The sequence below is a fragment of the Marinomonas profundi genome (genome assembly GCF_020694005.1).
Classification (GTDB): Bacteria; Pseudomonadota; Gammaproteobacteria; order Pseudomonadales; family Marinomonadaceae; genus Marinomonas; species Marinomonas profundi.
On record NZ_CP073013.1, the window covers coordinates 95,334 to 113,612 of the forward strand.

Sequence of the window (18,279 nt, forward strand, 5' to 3'; positions counted from 1 at the left end):
TTACCCATTTCTGACATTTTAGGAGAACACATGGCCGATCTGCGCATCGACATTATTTCAGACCTCGTTTGCCCTTGGTGCTATTTAGGCTACTCGCGCCTTAAACAAGCCATTGAACAACTGGGCGACGACTACCGAATCGACATTCGTTGGCAACCCTTCGAATTGCACCCTGATATGCCGCTAACAGGCGCAGACCGAGAAACCTACCTAGGCGAGCGATTCGGCAGTCCTGAAAAGCTTAACGAGGCCACTCACGCCATTCAACAGGTGGGCATTGAAGCCAATATTCAATTCAATTTTTCGGAAAAAGACCGAATCCCGAATACGAAACTTGCTCACCAGTTTGTACTCGCCGCCACCCAGTCAGGCCTAGCCACGCCTTTTGTTTTGGCCTTATTCCACGCCTATTTCACTGACGGAAAAGACATAGGATTACAGGCTACGCTAGAAGAAGTCGCGACGAGTATCGGCATGCAAAAAGTGGATATTGACTACGCACTTAGCTCAAAAGCCAAAACGCTTACTGAGAAAAAGCTAGAGCATTTACGGGGTTTAAACATTCAGTCTGTACCGACGTATGTCATTAATGACAAATATATGATTCAAGGCGCTCATGATCCAGAGTCCTTTCTAAAAGTGCTCAATGACATTGCTGAAAAGGAGCTATAAAACGATAAGAGTGAACTCCCCCGCCCCCAAGGGGCGAGGTATGAGTGTGTTGCTAAACGTTGTTCATACGTCGCTCACGCCCCTTGTGGGGTTAGCTATACGAACCCCAAGGGACGAGAAGTTAAAGCCAAAAAGCCCCAACCGACCATTTGATCTTATTGATCACACCGACAGAAATCTAAGAAAAGCTATCAAACCAGACAAACAGATTAATTTTTATCTATTGATAATCATTAACATTAAAAATAGAATCGCATTACTAGAATATAGGTAAGAGTGATTTTCATTTATGTACGTATGTATTTGTAACCGAGTATCAGACAAAGACATTAAAGCCTCTATCCAAGAAGGCATGACAACCATGCGTGATCTCTATAAAGAACACAGCATTGGCAGTCAATGTGGGAAGTGCTGTCAGTGCGCTAAAAAATTGCTGAACAATGAGCTTCTTAAAATAGCAGAAACTCAAGTTCAGGTGGCATAACACGGAAGCTAATCCGTCATGTCGTTATTACATTTGTGACTGGAGGTAGTTTTCAACACCAGAACTGGCAATCAAGTGTTGCTGAGTTTCAAGCCAATCAATCTGCTCTTCTTGCTCTTCTAGTATTTTTTCCAACGTATCACGACTCATAAAGTCTTTCTTTTGCTCGCACAAATCAATCGCCGCTTTTAGTGCAGGCAAGGTATCCAATTCAAACTCTAAGTTAGCCGAAATCATCTCTTCGCTGTTTTCTCCGATGCGCAGGCGCCCAAGGTCTTGCAGATTGGGCAGACCTTCTAAAAATAAAACGCGCTCAATCAAACGATCGGCATTTTTCATTTTTTGAATAGAGGTTTTATAGTCTGCTTTATCTAACGCACTAAAACCAAAGTCTTTAAACATGCGAGCATGTAAAAAATACTGGTTAATCCCTACCAGTTCATTTGCCAGCACCTTGTTTAAACTGGCAACCACATCACGATCCCCTTTCATAACGCCTCTCCTTAGTTACCCATTTGCGATTGATAGTAGTTTTGCATGCCAATTTTTTCCATTAGACCAAGTTGTTTTTCTAGCCAATAAACATGGTCCTCTTCTGTATCAAACAAAAGCTTCTCAAGCGTCTCACGAGTCTGATAATCACCTTCCGCTTCACACACGGCAATGGCCTCTCGCACACAACCCACCACTTCTAGCTCAAGTGTTAAGTCGTTGCTCATCATTGACTGCACATCTGAGCCAATCAGCAAATCACGGCGCTTCGTCATACATGGCACGCCTTCTAAAAACAAAATACGCTTAATTAGCCAATCTGAATGCTGAGTTTCCTCTTCCATTTCATGATTAAGACGTTCATACAGCTTATTAAGCCCCCAGTCTTCATACATGCGTGAATGAATAAAGTACTGATCAATTGCTGCCAACTCATTCGCTAATAACGAATTCAAGCTGTCTATTACCTTTTTGCTGCCTTTCATAATCGCTTCCTCTTATTGAAAACCGCTCACGGTGTGATCAAAAAAATTTAACCACAAGCGTGTTTACCCAACCCGCTAATAAGTTTATGACCGTTGGGCTGATTTATCCATTATTCAAACAATTCTGGGTTAGCGGTGTCGCCGACTTTAGCCAATTTCCCCTCACCCACTATAACATCCAGGCTGTCAATTCGCTGCAAGCCTCTTGGCAGTTTTAAGCCTCTACGGCCTCGTTCGCCAAGGTATTCTTCAAGATCTTTTTCAGTAAAGGATATGAAACGTTTTCCGGCATGAGCGGTCAACAAATCATTAGGCTGCACACAAGCCAAGGCGACAACCAATTCTTCTCTATCAGCGGCACGAGCGCTTGGAATACTAATCATTTTATTGCCTTTACCTTTTGCCATTTGCGGCAAAGAGGCCACATCAAATGCCAACATGCGCCCTTCATTAGACACCGCCACCACACGGCCTTGTGCTGGGTTTTGAACGAGCACTGGCGCCATAACCTGTGCACCTTTGGGCAAAGTCAGTGTGGCTTTGCCCGCTTTGTTTTTCGCGTGTAGCTCTTTTAACTGCGCCACAAAGCCATAACCTGCATCACTGGCAATCAGGTAATGCGCTTCTTCATCGTCCAACACAGCGGATATAATGGTCACGCCTTTTTCAAGCGAGATACGACCAGTGATAGGCTCACCTTGACCACGAGCCGATGGCAAAGTGTGTGCTTTAATGGAGTAGGTTCGACCATTTGATGCCAGCAATACCAAAGTTTGATTAGAGCGCCCTTTGGTGCTCACTAAAAACTCATCACCCGATTTGTAGCTTAAACCTTGCACGTCAATATCATGACCTTTCGCCGAGCGAATCCAGCCTTGCTTAGAAATGACGACCGTCACTGGGTCATTCGATAACAAGTCTTCTTCACTGAACGCTTGTGATTCTTTACGCGCCACAATCGGCGTGCGGCGGTCATCACCAAAAGCATCAACCGCTTCTTGAATCTCATCGCTAATCAATTTTTTTAATTTCCGATCAGACGACAACAAGCCTTCTAATTGCTTACGTTCTTTTTCCAGCTCGTCTTGCTCCCCCTTGATACGTATTTCTTCAAGCTTGGCAAGGTGGCGCAATTTCAATTCTAGAATAGATTCTGCTTGCGTATCGCTTAACCCAAAACGCGCCATTAATTCAACTTTAGGTTTTTCTTCCGTGCGAATAATATCAATGACTTCATCAATATTAAGGTAAGCAATTAACAAACCTTCTAATATATGCAGACGATTCATGACTTTATCGAGACGGAATTGCAAACGTCGACGCACCACATCAATGCGGAAACGCAACCATTCAGATAAAAAATTCTTCAACGGCTTAACTTGGGGCAGACCATCTAGACCAATCACATTCATATTCACGCGATAGGATTTTTCTAAGTCGGTGGTCGCAAAAAGATGCGTCATCACAGCGTCAATATCGATTCGGTTTGACTTGGGTACAATCACCAGTCGAGTCGGGTTTTCATGATCCGATTCGTCCCGTAAGTCGACAACCATTGGCAGCTTTTTAGCTTGCATTTGCGCGGCAATTTGCTCAAGAATTTTACTACCAGAGACTTGGTGAGGCAGTTCGTTAACAACAATTTCGCCCTCTTCAAGGGTAAAACGCGCTCTGGCTTTAATCTGCCCTTTACCGGTTTCATAAAGCTTAACGATGTCGCTTCGTGGCGTAATGATTTCGCCCCCGGTTGGGAAGTCGGGGCCTTGGACAAAATTCAGTAAATCGTCTAATTCAGCGTTTGGGTTATTCAACAGATGAATACAAGCGCCACCAATTTCACGTAAATTATGAGGGGGAATATCCGTTGCCATCCCCACCGCAATACCTGTGGTACCGTTCAACAATAAATTCGGCAAACGCGCTGGCAAGACAGAAGGCTCTTCCAGTGTACCGTCAAAGTTAGGCGTCCAATCCACCGTGCCTTGGCTAACTTCTCTGAGCAACACATCTGCGTATTTTGACAGGCGGGATTCGGTGTAGCGCATTGCGGCGAACGATTTAGGGTCATCTGGTGCCCCCCAGTTGCCTTGACCATCAACCAAGGGATAACGGTATGAAAAAGGCTGAGCCATCAACACCATGGCTTCATAACAAGCACTGTCACCATGCGGATGAAACTTACCAAGCACATCACCCACCGTACGAGCAGACTTTTTATATTTGGCGGTGGACTTAAGCCCCAACTCACTCATGGCATAAATAATTCGCCGTTGGACCGGTTTTAAGCCATCGCCAATGTGTGGCAATGCACGGTCTAAAATAACGTACATGGAATAATTTAAGTACGCTTTTTCTGTGTAGTCTTTTAATGAAAGGGTTTCATTCGACTCGAAATTTGATAACTCACTCAAGGAAACATTCCTTCTACAATCGATTGTATGCGCACATTATCGTCACATACAGATTTCATAAACTATTCTGGGCACAACTATAAAGAAACATCCCAACACACTGCAACACTGACACCAAGATTATCATGGAAAGGTCGATATTCTCGTGCTTCAATAGATTGAACCACTGAAAAGAGACAAGACAATGGGCTTATTTGATCAACAAACACTCTATCCTATCAGCCACAGCATTGGGAGCATCAGTCAGCGCATTATCATCCATCAACAAGATGACCTTTTTATTGCCCATGAACACCTCTATCAATCAGACACGCCGACGCGATTTTATCAACATTACGCCGACACCTTCCTTTTTGTTATTAAAGGCGAACTGTATCTGCAGCAAGACGCCGCTAAAGAAACCAAAGAAACGCTATTAAAAGCACAACAAGGGATTTGGTTGACCGCAACCAGCATCAACACGATGACATTACTCTCTGCGATGGTTGAACTGTGTCTACTGCACCTAAGCGTCACAAAGCAACCCGAAAACGCCTTGCCCTTTAATCGAGTATCCACAGGAACAGTCGAGCGAATAGAAGGGAAGAATCGAGTCCGAAGCTGGCCTCTTTGGCAAGGTCAGTCTGGCTCAGTGGCCATTCAAACCTACCCACCTCACTACACTGAAGCACTTTGCTATCAACAAGACGTCACACAATATTTACTACCACTCAATGGCCGTGTTTTACTTTCTGACCATAACGGTGTGAACCAAGAATGTTCAAAACAGGGAGAGATCATTTTCAAAAAGACACCAAGAGCCATTTTAAACCCAAACTCAAAAAGCATCACACTACTGACCGTGACAACGCCACATCCCATCAAAGGGCGGGTGTTATTGCTTAAAAATCCAATCAAAAAATGACTCGACGATGGCCAATTATCGGAGCACCAACGCCGTTAATATATGGTCTTCCCATACGCCATTAATTTTTAAATAACTTTTTGCTAACCCTTCTTTATCAAAACCCAGTTTCTCTAGTACCGCCGCACTTTTGATGTTTCTTGGCATATAAGTGGCCTGAATTCGATCAATCTGCCACTCTTTATGAAGATACTCGACACCAGCACTCAGTGCTTCGTGCATCATGCCTTTGCCCTGCTCGCTCTCTCGTAAACTGTAGCCGAGATTACACGCTTGGAAGACACCTCGAATAATATTTGAGTAGTTACTGTACGCCAGCATTCTGTCTTCATTCGGCGACAAAAAACACAGCACCACCCCCTTGCCCTCGACAAAGTCTCGACGTATTTCTCGAATGCGCAATTGACAGGTTTCGAGTGAATAATAACCCTCACTCCGCTGTGGCTCCCAAGGGGTAAGAAAGGCTTTTTCTTGATTAAGATAATCGAATAAGAGCGGCGCTTGAGCTTCATCCAGTACTGTTAACACCCCTCTTTTGGTGACAATTCGGGGAAAACGCGATGCAAACAGCTCGACATTGGCATGTTTAAACGACAGATCCGTTATGACTTCAAGCAGCTTTAATGAATACTCTTCATACCAACACTGCTCACTAATGGATAGCACCCTACGATGCACTTGATGGTTTAGCCAAGCGCTCGCCGTCTCTTGGTCTTGCCAGTAACTTACTAACACGTCCATTTCACCAGAGCCATATTCCGCACCAAGATAGCCTGGTTGAGCCTTCGCTAAATCCAACATTTTGTCGACCATAATACGATAGCTCAAATCATTAAAGCGCAATTTGCTTGACAAAATAATGGCGAAATAAGGCAATTTCTTAGGGGAACTAAATACAGTCATAGGCTCTCAAAGTTAAAACAGGCATGGCTTGAATATTAATAAAGATAGCGGACAAGATCCGCAGTTATTGAAAACCGAGCTATAGTTAATGTCTACGTTTGGGACAGATCTATAGTAGCGGGCAATTTCGCAGAATAAAGCGTCATCAATACGATGAGGCTAAATTGGCCGCTAAAGACAAAACCGCACTATTTTCATTTTTATAGGCTGCAAAAAGCCCAGTGCGAATAGATCTTCCTTATTGATGTTCCCCCCTTCAATCAATAGGGATAAGGAAAGCTTTGTGCCCGCATCCGCGGGCACTTTTTTGCGTTTTAACGTTTGCTTTCCCAAGAGCTACCCGCTCCTGAAGTAATGACTTGATACTGATCTGGACGACGGTCACGGAACAACCCAAATGAACGACGAGCCTTACGAATCGCGTCTAAATCATACTCAGAATACAAAATCGTACTCTCATCGCGATCGGCAACGCATTTCATCGCGCCCATTTCATCCGTCATAAATGAAGAACCGTAAAACTGGATAAAACTGTTTTCACCCTCTTCTCGGCCCACTCGATTTGCCGCAATAACAGGCACCATGTTCGCCGCGGCATGTCCCTGCATGGTTCTTTGCCAATGATCTTTTGAATCCCATTCTGGGTAAGGTGGCTCGGACCCAATTGCGGTCGGATAAAAAATCAATTCTGCGCCTTTTAAAGCAAGCTCACGAGCCAATTCAGGGAACCACTGATCCCAACAAATTCCACACCCAATGCGCCCAAACGCCGTATCCCAAACTTTTAGCCCGGTATTACCCGGCGTAAAATAGTATTTTTCTTGATAACCTGGCCCATCAGGAATATGCGTTTTACGGTACAGGTCCATTACCGTACCGTCCGCATCAATCATCACCAGAGAATTATAAAAAACGTTACCATCACGCTCGAAAAAACTGATTGGCAACACCACACCTAACTCTTTGGCAAGCTGGCTCATGGTTTGAATCGCTAAACAGTCATCGACAGGCTGAGCCCAATCAAAATACGCAGGCTTTTGATCAATGCAAAAATACGGCCCCATAAACAACTCTTGCAACAGAATGATATTTGCCTGATGCGCCGCGGCCTTTCTTACTTGTGCGACGGCGTTCTCTAAATTCGCTTGAAAGTCCGTACCGACCGACATTTGAACGCAGGCCACTTTTACGTTACTCATATATCACTACCTCCAAAAAGTATGCACCATCAAAAACATCAACGTTTTTTATACCTGAGTTAAATAAGTCGTACCTTCCAGTACTTTTTTATACGTCAGCATAAGCGCGGCTTGCTCATCTTGACTCAATGGGCTGGCGGCTACTTTGTCTTGATAACGCTTCATTAACTCATGTTCATTATAACTGACGTATTTCAGCACATCTTGCACACTGTCGCCTTTCAAAACATGGTCAATTCTAAAACCATCTTCGGTTAAATAGACATCCACTGAACACGTATCACCAAATAAATTATGCAAATCCCCTAAGGTTTCTTGATACGCCCCCACTAAAAAGAAGCCCATCAAATAATCTTCACCCTTTGGTGGCGGTGGCGGCAGCGGCAAAGAAGACTCAATGCCTTGACCATCAACATAGCTGTATAAACAACCGTCTGAATCACACGTCACATCTTGGATTTTCCCACGAAAAGACGGCGCTTGATCCAAGCCCTGTAACGGTAATACTGGGAAAAGTTGATTAATACCCCACGCATCCGGCATAGATTGAAACACCGACAAGTTCACAAACAACTTCTCTGCTAACCTTTCGTTTAGCTCGTCAATCACCGCACGGTGACCACGATTGCGATTGTCTAGTCGTGGCAACAAGTTACGACAGGCGGATAAAAATAAGTTTTCCGCTTGTGCCCTTTGTGACAAGTTAAGTTGACCATGGCTATACAGCGTCAAACTGTCATTAAAGTCATCCAACAAGTCATGATAAATTTCCACCAGCGAACGACTTTCATCGTCATTATGCTGCTTCAGACTTTGGTAGGAGGCCCACAAACGTTGCAACTCAAGCTCACTGTTTTCACCAGGCTCTTCAATCGGTAAATGCTCAGCACCATGCGAAAATACATCCGCGATCATCATCGCATGATGGGCGGTCACCGCACGGCCAGACTCAGAAATCAAATTAGGGTGAGGCAAATCGTACTGCTCACACACATTATGAAATGCAAATACAACGTTATTGGCATATTCACCAATACTGTAGTTAGCCGAAAAATCATTTTGGCAACGTGTGCCTTCGTAATCGACGCCCAGACCACCGCCCACATCTACCCATTTTACTTTGACGCCCATTTGGTGCAGCTCAGCATAGTAACGAGCACATTCCTTTAAACTATTCTGAATGTCTCGAATACGAGTAATTTGCGAACCCAAATGAAAATGGATCAACTCAAGGCAGTGCAGCAAATCCAATTCACGCAATCGATCAATAGCACGTAATAGTTGCGATGTGGTCAAACCAAACTTCGATTTTTCACCGCCACTGTTCCCCCAATGAGTGGTACAGGTGGACGCGAGGCGAATACGAATACCAATACGCGGTTGGACGCCAATTTTACCGGCTTCTTCTAGAATCCAATCCAGCTCGTGCATTTTTTCCACCACGATGAAAACCTGATGGCCCATTTTTTCGGCCATCAAAGCAAGGTGGATAAACTCTCGGTCTTTATAACCATTGCAGACAATAATGCCATCGGCATTTTTGTGCATCGCCAGCACCGCCATCAGTTCAGGTTTACTGCCCGCCTCTAAGCCAACAGTCGAGGCATTATCAGGCTGACAGGCAGCAATCTCTTCTACCACACGTCGCTGCTGATTCACCTTAATAGGATAAACAATCGAATACTTTGCTTGGTATTCATAGTGCTCTATTGCCTGCTGAAAGGAATGCGTAATCTTTTCGATACGCGAATGAAGAATATTAGGAAAACGGACCAGACAAGGGTAAGGAATACCTTGTGCTTTCAACGCGGCGGACAATTCAGTCAAATCTATCGTATTTTCTCTATCCGGCAAGGCGACAACACGCCCTTTCTCATTGATAGAAAAAAAACCGCTGCTCCAATGACTAACATTGTAAAGTTCCATTGACTCTTTGATAGACCAAGGCTTCATATCATCTCCAAAATGCTCAACGACGGTAAAATATTACAATCATAAAACGTGTAACGAGAACCTGAATTTTCTTCAGGCTCCATTAAAACAAAAAAAGCGGTGCTAAGAAAAATCTTAACGCCGCTTTTTCGACCAAACACGTAACTTAAGAAACGTGTTCACCGTGTGCTTGCTTATCTGCGTGATAAGATGAACGAACCAAAGGCCCACACGCAGCGTGTTTAAAACCTAGCTCTTTTGCGACTTGTTCATAACGTGCAAACTCTTCAGGCGGAACAAAACGCGCCATCGGAAAATGATGTTTCGACGGCTGCAAATATTGGCCAATCGTCAACATATCCACATTATGAGCTCGTAAGTCTTTTAGTACTTCAACGATCTCTTCAAACGTCTCACCCATACCCACCATCAAACCAGACTTGGTTGGTACATCAGGACAGCGATCTTTAAAGTTCTTCAACAGATCCAATGACCATTGATAATCCGACCCAGGTCTAACCTGACGGTATAAACGCGGAATAGACTCCAAGTTATGATTGAATACATCGGGTGGCTCTATAGAAAGCGTATCAATTGCGACCTCCATACGACCGCGAAAATCAGGTACTAGGGTTTCAATCTCAATATTTGGGCTTTCTGCACGCGTCTCGCGAATACAATCAATAAAATGCTGCGCACCACCATCACGAAGATCATCACGATCAACAGAGGTAATTACCACATATTTAAGCTTCATGTCACGGATCGCGGCCGCTAACTCTTTAGGTTCGTCTAAACTAAGCGGATTCGGGCGACCATGGGCAACGTCACAAAAAGGACAACGGCGCGTACAAATCTCACCCATAATCATAAAAGTGGCCGTTCCATTACTGAAACACTCACCTAGATTAGGACAGTTTGCCTCTTCGCACACAGATGCTAATTTATGCTCTCGCAAAGTTGCTTTGATACGAGCAATTTCTGGTGAGGCTGGCATACGAACACGCAGCCAATCAGGCTTACGAGGAATTTCTTCTGTCGGAACAATTTTAACGGGAATACGCGCCATTTTATCGGCACCGCGTAGTTTTTCCCCTTGGACAACGCGTTTGCGTTCTGCTGTCATTTTACTTCCACCCTTGTTGGATAGCCGGATAACTATATCCGAGTTGCTCAGCCAGCTGATTCGCCAGCTGAACCTTCACATTCGATAACATTACGTCTTTATTAAGACGAGCCATATCAACCATTTGTAAGCCTTGATAGCCACATGGGTTGATACGATTAAATGGGGTGAGATCCATATCAACATTCAAGGCAAGCCCATGAAATGAACATCCTCTTCGAACACGCAATCCCAGCGAGGCAATTTTATTCTCATTCACATACACACCCGGCGCATCCGGTTTCGCATAGGCTTCAATAGCGTGCATGGTTAAAGTAGAGACTATCGCGTTCTCTAACGCACTCACCAAATCACGAACCCCTATTTTGAGGCGTTTAAGGTCGATGAGTACGTACGCTACCAATTGCCCAGGACCATGATACGTGACTTGACCGCCACGGTCGACCTGAACAACGGGAATATCACCCGGTGCCAAAAGATGTTCTTCTTTACCCGCCTGTCCTTGGGTAAACAAGGGCGGATGCTCTAACAACCAGATTTCATCCGCATCGTCTTTTGAGCGAGTTTGAGTAAAGCTCTTCATTTGCTCCCATGTTTCGGCATAGTCAACCACGCCCAAATCACGGCAAATTAAATTCAGTTCCATTTACAGGACCATCTTAACAGCATCAAGGGACATCAAGTCACGATGTAGGGCTGATAATTGATCTTCACTATGAGCCACAATACGAAAACTAAAGCTTATAAAACGCCCCTTACTGGAACGGTTAATATTTTCGGCCGCGGTATCCATCTCAGGAGCATGGACAAGTAAACGTTCGGTTATCTCCGTATGAATACCTTCAACATCAAGTGAAACCACCTTGATAACGTAGTTCTCACAAGGAAACTCTATTTTAGGGGCATCAAGCACTTTTTCAGCCTGATCACCCTCTTTCGTAATTAACGCCATTTATTTACCACTTGCCAATGAGGCTTAAAATAAGTTCTTAAAGAAAAGCTTGATTTTATCAAACATACGCTTAAAGAAACCACCCTCTTCTACCGCTTCTAACGCGACAACAGAGCGCTCTAATAAAATATTACCTGCTGTACCAACAACAATTTTACCCAATACATCACCAACAGCGACGGGGGCAATAATCTCTTCCTGCATATCAAGTGAAGCGGGAATAGACTCGCCTTGCTGACGCGGCATAGTCACAAGAACGTCCTCAGCAAAACCGACTTTCACACTAGACTGGCTTCCACCCCAAACACGCGCATTGTTGACCACTTGACCACGGCTATATAGCTTACGAGTCTCATAATATCTAAAACCATAATCCAGTAGCTTTTGCGCCTCAGTGGCACGAGCTTCATCTGATTTGGTTCCCATCACGACCGTAATAAGTCGCGTGCCATTACGGACTGCAGAGGCCGCTAAACAGTAACCTGCTGCATCAGTATGGCCTGTTTTTAACCCATCAATGGTTTTGTCTCGCCACAACAATTTATTGCGGTTAGGTTGACGAATATTGTTGTAGGTAAATTCTTTCTCTGCATACATGGCGTAGTTTTCGGGAAATTGCAAAATAGTCGCTCGAGACAACTTGGCAAGGTCATGAGCGCTAGAGTAATGCCCTTCAACAGGAAAGCCAGACGCATTCACAAAATTAGAATTTGTCATACCCAGCAATTGAGCATGCTGATTCATCAAATCAGCAAAAGCGGATTCACTGCCTGCAATGTATTCCGCAGCCGCCACACTCGCATCATTACCCGACTGAATAATAATACCGCGCAGCAAATCTTCTATAGAAACTTGAGTCCCCTCACGAATAAACATGCGAGACCCTTGCATGCGCCAAGCTTTTTCACTGACACGAACACTGTCTTCAAAAGAAATATTGCCGCGCGCTAGTTCGTATTCAATGATATAAGCCGTCATCAACTTAGTCAGACTGGCTGGCGGAAGCGCCTCATCTGCATTGTGTTCCACTAAAATATCGCCCGTATAAGCATCCATCAGAATATAGCTACTGGCCGATAACTGTGGCGGCGCGGGGATAAGAGAGGGAGAAGCCAATACAGAGCCGCTAACTAGGCTAGCAACGAGAGATAAGATAACCAGAAGTTTTTTCATATGTATAAATATCGTCTTATTAACAAAATATGGGTGAATAATACTAGAGCATTCTACTAATCTCTAGCCCAAACAAAACGTCACTAAGGCAACAACGCCACCCGAACAGGGTTACCGAACCCTTCCTGCTGTAGTTTTTGTTGCCATTCAGACAGTGAATCAGAACCATCAAAAGGCCCTACCAAAACTTTATACAAACCGTCGCCCTGCTTATTTATCGAGACGTTGACACGCGTATCAAACACCTCAAAAAGGCGCTGCTTTAATCGATCTGCCGACGCTTCTGCGCTGAAAGCCCCCAATTGAAGATGAGAAAAAATCAGCTCAGATGGTGCCGTTTGTGACCCCGTCGACGATGTCGATATACTAGGCAAAGCCTTAACAGGTGCGCTTTCTGACGCTTGCGCAGGAACCTTAACGACTTCTTTTGATGACGGGTAAACCTCGCCTTGTGCGGGTGTAATCGCCTCAATTCGGACCCGGGCCAGACCTTTTTTATGATAGTCCAGACGAGCCGCTGCTGCATAAGAAAGGTCAATCAAACGGTCACCGTGAAACGGACCTCGATCATTCACTCTAACAATAACGGAACGCTGATTATCGAGATTGGTGACCTTGACATAAGTTGGTAATGGGAGGGATTTATGGGCAGCAGAAAAGTCATACATGTCATATATTTCCCCATTTGAGGTCTTATGCCCATGAAATTTATTGCCATACCAAGACGCCGTACCTTTCGCCACGTAACCTTGAGCCGAATCCATCACCCAATACTTTTTTCCCCAAACCTCATAAGGGCTTTTATTTCCCCCACGACTTTTGGCTTCCCACTTAGGTACTAAATCTGCCAAATGATCGACTTTTATGTCTCCGCTTGGCGCATGATCCTGCAGAATAGAATAACGCCCACCACCCGATGCTTTATCATAGTCTATAGGGTCTTTGCCCAGCACATGGCGCGTACTCATACAGCCATTCAGCACCAGCAAGCTAATGCCAGCGACAAACAGCAACTTAATAACGTTCATCGTTTCCTATACTCTCAGCGAGTTCCAATACCGACATGGCATATCGTCTACTAGGGTTATAATCCATAATGGTAAAAAAGTTTTCATAACCAAGCCAATAAGACACTTCTTCTGGCCCTGTTCGCAGAGCAATTAAGCCGGTTTTCTGAGCAATAAAAGACTGAGCGGGTAGCACACCCAGTGCCGACCAAGCCACCATGTCTTTACTCGGCTCTCTACCACGATTAATCTCATCCTTTACTTTCTCAGCGTCGGCAACGTACGCCATCACAAACCAAGGCTGACCTTTTTGCCAGCCATGATGCTTGAGATAGTTTGCCACACTGCCGATAGCATCGGCATCAGAACCCCATAGATCAACGTGACCATTTTCGTCGTAATCTACCGCCAATTTTTGATAGTTACTGGGCATAAACTGCACCATCCCCATCGCACCACTGTAGGACCCTTTTGTGGCCCCTATGTTCCATTCTTCTTGACGAGCAAGCAATAAATAGGCTTCAAGCTCACTTTGAAAGTAGGCTTTTCGTCTTGGGTAATCAAATGCCAACGTGGTTAAAGACGTAAAGACATCTCTGGAGCCCGTAATGCGCCCATAGTAAGTCTCGACACCAATCAGCGCGACGATAATGCGCGGCTCGACGCCGAACTCTTGCTCAGCTTTTTGCAGCCAATCCGCATTACGTTTGGCAAATTGTCGCCCCAACTTCGCCCTTTCTTCATTCACAAAGCGAGTTTTGTACTCATAATAAGGAATCAAAACTTCTGGCTGATTATCGGATTTTTCAATTACTTTTGGACGCACCTTGATGTGAGAAAAAGCCAACTCTAAACGTTTTCTATCGTAGTTATGCTCTTTTACGAGGCGGTCAATAAAACCCTGCACCTCTGGATTACCAGCATAGGAGTCCGACCACTCTGCTGGCTTATCCTCTAAAAGTGTCTCACTCACCCCCGAATCTGAAGGCAGTGTCGAATGATCCATACCGCTACACGCCGTTAGACCAAGCGTTAAAAATACCCATGCAGCTTGCTTAATCATCATCTTGCTCTTTTGTGTGTTTGTATTGACATCAATATCCCAAATGTCGCCATGATAGTTATAATAGAAGTACCACCATAACTAACGAGCGGTAAGGGTACCCCAACAACAGGCAGAATACCTGAGACCATGCCAATATTTACAAACATATAGATAAAGAAAGTCAGCGTTAAACTTCCCGCCAACAATCGAGCATAATTATCTTCCGCGTTCGCCGCGATGTATAAACCACGCGCAATTACCAACAAATAAGCCAAAATTAACACCGCACAGCCCAGCATGCCAAACTCTTCGGCCAGCACAGCGATAATAAAATCCGTATGACTTTCTGGTAAAAAGTCTAACTGGGCCTGCGAGCCTTCTAACCACCCTTTTCCATACAGACCACCAGAACCGATCGCCGTTTTAGATTGTATAATGTTCCAACCTGTTCCAAGCGGATCACTCTCTGGGTTCAAAAAAGTCAGCACTCGTTGCCGTTGGTACTCTCGCATAAACTGCCATAATACGTAGCCCGCAACAGGGGCTAAGGCCGCCGCACCAAGAATATAACGCCAACCAAGCCCAGCCAGAAAAAGGACAAAAATACCCGCGACAGCAACCAGTATAGAGGTGCCCAAATCAGGTTGTTTCGCCACCAATAAAACAGGCAAAACAATGAGAGCCAGAACGGCTAATATTTGCTTAAAAGTGGGTGGCAACTGCCTGTCCGAAAAATACCAAGCAATCATCATCGGCATCACAATTTTCATGATCTCCGATGGTTGAAAGCGCAACCCTCCTGGCAAGGGCAACCAACGCTGCGCCCCTTTTGCCCCCACGCCGAACAGCAACACACCCACCAATAAAAAAGTGACCAATATAAATAATGTCGGCGACGCTCGACGCATATACTTGGGCGGCAGCTGCGCTAAGGCCAAGCAAACCATCATCCCAACCGCCAAACGAAAGATCTGCCGCTCAACCATAGCCACATCCTGCCCTGACGCGGAGTACAACACAAAAAGCCCACCCGAAATCAACAGCAACAACGAACCAAGTAACAAAATATCAACGTGCACCAACTGCCACAATCGTGCGTTAGCAAACGATACCGCTCTGTGATAAAGGCTATCCTTCATTTTTATTACCTTTTAAATAATCATAGCGAGCGGGATAGTCATCATATAAGTAGGCATCAAATAGCTTTTTTGTTAGATCGGCCGGTTTTGAACTACTGCCGCCATGTTCAAAAATAGCAAACATCGAAATTTTTGGCGCTTCCGTTGGGGCAAAACCAATAAACAGCGCATGATCATGTAAACGCTTAACAAGACTCTCGGCATCGTATTCTTGATCTTCTTGTAAACTGAAAACCTGAGCCGTCCCTGTCTTACCAGCAATGCTATAGTCACCTCCTCGTAAGCGCCTTCCCGTGCCTAGGGGGTCAGTAATAACCTTACGCATAGCTTCGACTATTTTTTCCCAATTGCGTTGGTCTTTGAGGATTATGTCATCCCTGTCACCAGGCCCACTCTCAAACTTCGCCGGGACGTCTCCTACTGTGTTAGTCATTCTTGGATGAAAATAACGCCCCCGACTCGCCAACGCAGAGGTCGCTGAGGCTATCTGAATAGGTGTAGCCACCATAAACCCCTGACCGATGCCGACATTCACCGAGTCACCAGAATACCAAGGCTCTTTATACTTGGCTTTTTTCCACTCGCTGGACGGTAATATGCCATGACTCTCGCCATGTAAATCCAACAACGTGGACTGACCAAAACCAAAACGTGATAAAAAGTTATGCATCGGCGTGATGCCCATTTTATGGGCCAATTGATAATAATACGTATCAACGGACTCAATAATAGACCGTTCTAAATCAATCCAACCATGCCCTGTACGCTTCCAATCACGGTAACGGCGTCCGTCTGGATTAATTTGATAGTAACCTTTCGCAAAGTAACGCTCTGTCCATGAAGAAAACCCGTACTCTAATCCGGCTAAGGCCATGAAAGGCTTAATAGTCGACGCTGGAGGATAACCTCCACGCAAAGCACGGTTAAACAGAGGTAATTTTTTGGACTCACGGAGCTCAGAATAGCTGTCATAGGAAATCCCCCGCACGAATAAATTTGGGTCAAACCCCGGCTTAGACACCAGTGCTAAAATACCGCCTGTCGTTGGATCGATAGCGACGACAGAGCCAGTATAATCCCCCAAAAGATCGTAGGCATATTGCTGTAGCCTTGCATCTAAATACAAGTGTAAATCTTTACCTGGGGTGGGGTTTTGCCGCTCTAATTCGGACATGATACGGCCGCGAGCATTGACCTCAGCCTTACTCAGTCCAGCCTCACCAAACAGGGTATTTTCGTAAAAACCTTCTACCCCAGTTTTACCGATAAACAGCGCGCCTTGGTAAGCCAATCTATCAACTCGCTCTAAGTCCGCGGACGTAATTCGGCCAACATAACCAATCGCATGAGCAAACGCCTCACCATAAGGGTAATAACGCGTTAACTGCGCCTCAACCTGCACACCATCTAATTTATATAAATCAACCGCAATCTTTGCCCACTCTTTATCGGTTAGCTGTGATTTCAACGTAAGTGACTGATAAGGTCGACGATACTCTTTGCGTCGATCCTCAAAGTCTTGCCACTCGATGTCGCTAATAGGGATGATATTAGAAAGCGTTTGCTTCAGCTTAGGAAGGTCTTCTACTCGTTCAGGTATCACAGTCAAACTGTGTATTGGACGATTGTCTGCTAGCACCAAGCCATTTCGGTCATAGATCAACCCCCTAGGAGGAGGCAGCGTCGACAACATAACGCGGTTATCATCGGCTTTGGTTTGATATATTTCGTGCTCAATAACCTGCAGATAAAATAATCGCGCCATTAGCGCGATCACCATCAGAAGTACTAAAATGGCGGCGGCAATAACACGGTGTTGTGTTAAACGCTGCTCTTGACGATAGTTACGGAAATTTTGATGTCGACGACTCACCTACGTCACCTTATCTATGATATGGATGGTTATTCATCAGCGTCCAAGCACGATAAATTTGCTCCGCCAAAATAACTCTCACCATAGGATGTGGCAGGGTCAAACGAGATAAAGACCAAGTCTGATCAGCGCGAGCGGTACATCTAGGATCAAGACCATCAGGCCCACCGACCAACAAACTCACATTGTGACCATCCATTCGCCACTGCTCAGTCTGATCTGCCAATTGATCAGTAGACCACTCTTTACCAAGCACTTCCATTGCAATCACTTTATCTCCAGAAGGTATCGCTTCAAGCATGCTATCCCCTTCTTTACGAATTGCTTTTGATATATCGGTATTTTTTCCACGGGGTGACATAGGAATTTCAACCAACTCTAACGCAAAATCTTTTGGCAAGCGCTTAGCATACTCATCGTAACCTTCCGTCACCCATTTGGGCATTTTATTACCAATAGCAATCAAACGAACACGCATTTAA

Annotated in this window: 18 protein-coding genes; 3 read left to right on the forward strand and 15 right to left on the reverse strand. The window is 44.9% G+C overall.

Annotation, left to right across the window (positions count from 1 at the left end; translation table 11 throughout):
• Positions 1-15 precede the first annotated feature (15 nt).
• Positions 16-672 carry a DsbA family oxidoreductase gene (locus tag J8N69_RS00450; protein WP_408631806.1) on the forward strand — a complete coding sequence of 219 codons (657 nt, stop codon included), beginning with the start codon at positions 16-18 and terminating at the stop codon, positions 670-672.
• 289 nt (positions 673-961) lie between these two features.
• The gene (locus tag J8N69_RS00455; RefSeq protein ID WP_168822095.1) at positions 962-1,156 is read left to right on the forward strand and encodes a (2Fe-2S)-binding protein; all 195 of its coding nucleotides are present in this window, start codon (positions 962-964) and stop codon (positions 1,154-1,156) included.
• Between the two features lie 27 nt (positions 1,157-1,183).
• Here J8N69_RS00455 and bfr (J8N69_RS00460) read toward each other — a convergent pair whose 3' ends face one another.
• The 3 genes from bfr (J8N69_RS00460) to parC all read right to left on the reverse strand — a co-directional run bounded on the left by bfr (J8N69_RS00460) (position 1,184) and on the right by parC (position 4,544).
• A complete protein-coding gene (bfr, locus tag J8N69_RS00460) occupies positions 1,184-1,648 on the reverse strand; it encodes a bacterioferritin (protein ID WP_168822094.1) in 465 nt (154 codons plus the stop codon).
• Positions 1,649-1,659: 11 nt separating this feature from the next.
• Complete coding sequence (gene bfr / locus J8N69_RS00465; RefSeq protein WP_168822093.1) at positions 1,660-2,133, reverse strand: bacterioferritin; 474 nt, start codon at positions 2,131-2,133, stop codon at positions 1,660-1,662.
• Between the two features lie 110 nt (positions 2,134-2,243).
• A complete protein-coding gene (gene parC, locus J8N69_RS00470; RefSeq protein ID WP_168822092.1) occupies positions 2,244-4,544 on the reverse strand; it encodes a DNA topoisomerase IV subunit A in 2,301 nt (766 codons plus the stop codon).
• Positions 4,545-4,728: 184 nt separating this feature from the next.
• On the opposite strand from parC, the gene J8N69_RS00475 reads away from it, so the two are divergent.
• Positions 4,729-5,448, forward strand: a complete 720-nt coding sequence (locus J8N69_RS00475) for a hypothetical protein (protein ID WP_168822091.1) — start codon at positions 4,729-4,731, stop codon at positions 5,446-5,448.
• A gap of 15 nt (positions 5,449-5,463) precedes the next feature.
• Here J8N69_RS00475 and J8N69_RS00480 read toward each other — a convergent pair whose 3' ends face one another.
• The 12 genes from J8N69_RS00480 to rlmH all read right to left on the reverse strand — a co-directional run bounded on the left by J8N69_RS00480 (position 5,464) and on the right by rlmH (position 18,275).
• Positions 5,464-6,351: a GNAT family N-acetyltransferase gene (locus J8N69_RS00480; protein ID WP_168822090.1), complete on the reverse strand. Its 888-nt coding sequence runs from the start codon at positions 6,349-6,351 to the stop codon at positions 5,464-5,466.
• Between the two features lie 314 nt (positions 6,352-6,665).
• Positions 6,666-7,550 carry an N-carbamoylputrescine amidase gene (gene aguB / locus J8N69_RS00485; RefSeq protein WP_168822089.1) on the reverse strand — a complete coding sequence of 295 codons (885 nt, stop codon included), beginning with the start codon at positions 7,548-7,550 and terminating at the stop codon, positions 6,666-6,668.
• 48 nt (positions 7,551-7,598) lie between these two features.
• Entirely contained in the window at positions 7,599-9,503 is a 1,905-nt protein-coding gene (gene speA, locus J8N69_RS00490; RefSeq protein ID WP_168822088.1) for a biosynthetic arginine decarboxylase, read from the reverse strand.
• 145 nt (positions 9,504-9,648) lie between these two features.
• Complete coding sequence (gene lipA, locus J8N69_RS00495) at positions 9,649-10,608, reverse strand: lipoyl synthase (protein WP_168822087.1); 960 nt, start codon at positions 10,606-10,608, stop codon at positions 9,649-9,651.
• A 1-nt stretch (position 10,609) separates the two neighbouring features.
• Positions 10,610-11,254, reverse strand: coding sequence for a lipoyl(octanoyl) transferase LipB (lipB, locus tag J8N69_RS00500; protein ID WP_168822086.1), 645 nt, complete (start codon positions 11,252-11,254; stop codon positions 10,610-10,612).
• On the reverse strand, positions 11,255-11,560 hold the full coding sequence (locus J8N69_RS00505) for a YbeD family protein (RefSeq protein ID WP_168822085.1): 306 nt from the start codon (positions 11,558-11,560) through the stop codon (positions 11,255-11,257). It abuts the gene before it with no gap.
• Positions 11,561-11,584: 24 nt separating this feature from the next.
• Positions 11,585-12,733 (reverse strand): D-alanyl-D-alanine carboxypeptidase family protein, encoded by a 1,149-nt coding sequence (locus J8N69_RS00510; RefSeq protein ID WP_168822084.1) that lies wholly within the window; start codon positions 12,731-12,733, stop codon positions 11,585-11,587.
• Between the two features lie 83 nt (positions 12,734-12,816).
• Positions 12,817-13,761, reverse strand: a complete 945-nt coding sequence (locus tag J8N69_RS00515) for a septal ring lytic transglycosylase RlpA family protein (protein ID WP_168822083.1) — start codon at positions 13,759-13,761, stop codon at positions 12,817-12,819.
• A complete protein-coding gene (gene mltB / locus J8N69_RS00520) occupies positions 13,748-14,806 on the reverse strand; it encodes a lytic murein transglycosylase B (RefSeq protein ID WP_227803926.1) in 1,059 nt (352 codons plus the stop codon). The genes J8N69_RS00515 and mltB overlap by 14 nt, the downstream gene beginning before the upstream one ends.
• Complete coding sequence (rodA, locus tag J8N69_RS00525; protein WP_168822081.1) at positions 14,803-15,924, reverse strand: rod shape-determining protein RodA; 1,122 nt, start codon at positions 15,922-15,924, stop codon at positions 14,803-14,805. The genes mltB and rodA overlap by 4 nt, the downstream gene beginning before the upstream one ends.
• A complete protein-coding gene (mrdA, locus tag J8N69_RS00530; protein ID WP_168822080.1) occupies positions 15,914-17,797 on the reverse strand; it encodes a penicillin-binding protein 2 in 1,884 nt (627 codons plus the stop codon). Before mrdA ends, rodA begins: the two co-directional genes overlap by 11 nt.
• Before the next feature lie 10 nt (positions 17,798-17,807).
• On the reverse strand, positions 17,808-18,275 hold the full coding sequence (gene rlmH, locus J8N69_RS00535) for a 23S rRNA (pseudouridine(1915)-N(3))-methyltransferase RlmH (RefSeq protein ID WP_168822079.1): 468 nt from the start codon (positions 18,273-18,275) through the stop codon (positions 17,808-17,810).
• Between the last annotated feature and the right edge of the window lie 4 nt (positions 18,276-18,279).

What these genes read in the sequence shown, in the direction of transcription:
- J8N69_RS00515 (WP_168822083.1), bottom strand. Translation starts at nt 13,761, where the DNA reads ATGAACGTTATTAAGTTGCTGTTTGTCGCTGGCATTAGCTTGCTGGTG.
- lipA (WP_168822087.1), bottom strand. Translation starts at nt 10,608, where the DNA reads ATGACAGCAGAACGCAAACGCGTTGTCCAAGGGGAAAAACTACGCGGT.
- rodA (WP_168822081.1), bottom strand. Translation starts at nt 15,924, where the DNA reads ATGAAGGATAGCCTTTATCACAGAGCGGTATCGTTTGCTAACGCACGA.
- J8N69_RS00505 (WP_168822085.1), bottom strand. Translation starts at nt 11,560, where the DNA reads ATGGCGTTAATTACGAAAGAGGGTGATCAGGCTGAAAAAGTGCTTGAT.
- J8N69_RS00475 (WP_168822091.1), top strand. Translation starts at nt 4,729, where the DNA reads ATGGGCTTATTTGATCAACAAACACTCTATCCTATCAGCCACAGCATT.
- J8N69_RS00480 (WP_168822090.1), bottom strand. Translation starts at nt 6,351, where the DNA reads ATGACTGTATTTAGTTCCCCTAAGAAATTGCCTTATTTCGCCATTATT.
- bfr (WP_168822094.1), bottom strand. Translation starts at nt 1,648, where the DNA reads ATGAAAGGGGATCGTGATGTGGTTGCCAGTTTAAACAAGGTGCTGGCA.
- bfr (WP_168822093.1), bottom strand. Translation starts at nt 2,133, where the DNA reads ATGAAAGGCAGCAAAAAGGTAATAGACAGCTTGAATTCGTTATTAGCG.
- aguB (WP_168822089.1), bottom strand. Translation starts at nt 7,550, where the DNA reads ATGAGTAACGTAAAAGTGGCCTGCGTTCAAATGTCGGTCGGTACGGAC.
- mltB (WP_227803926.1), bottom strand. Translation starts at nt 14,806, where the DNA reads ATGATGATTAAGCAAGCTGCATGGGTATTTTTAACGCTTGGTCTAACG.
- J8N69_RS00510 (WP_168822084.1), bottom strand. Translation starts at nt 12,733, where the DNA reads ATGAAAAAACTTCTGGTTATCTTATCTCTCGTTGCTAGCCTAGTTAGC.
- J8N69_RS00455 (WP_168822095.1), top strand. Translation starts at nt 962, where the DNA reads ATGTACGTATGTATTTGTAACCGAGTATCAGACAAAGACATTAAAGCC.
- rlmH (WP_168822079.1), bottom strand. Translation starts at nt 18,275, where the DNA reads ATGCGTGTTCGTTTGATTGCTATTGGTAATAAAATGCCCAAATGGGTG.
- lipB (WP_168822086.1), bottom strand. Translation starts at nt 11,254, where the DNA reads ATGGAACTGAATTTAATTTGCCGTGATTTGGGCGTGGTTGACTATGCC.
- speA (WP_168822088.1), bottom strand. Translation starts at nt 9,503, where the DNA reads ATGAAGCCTTGGTCTATCAAAGAGTCAATGGAACTTTACAATGTTAGT.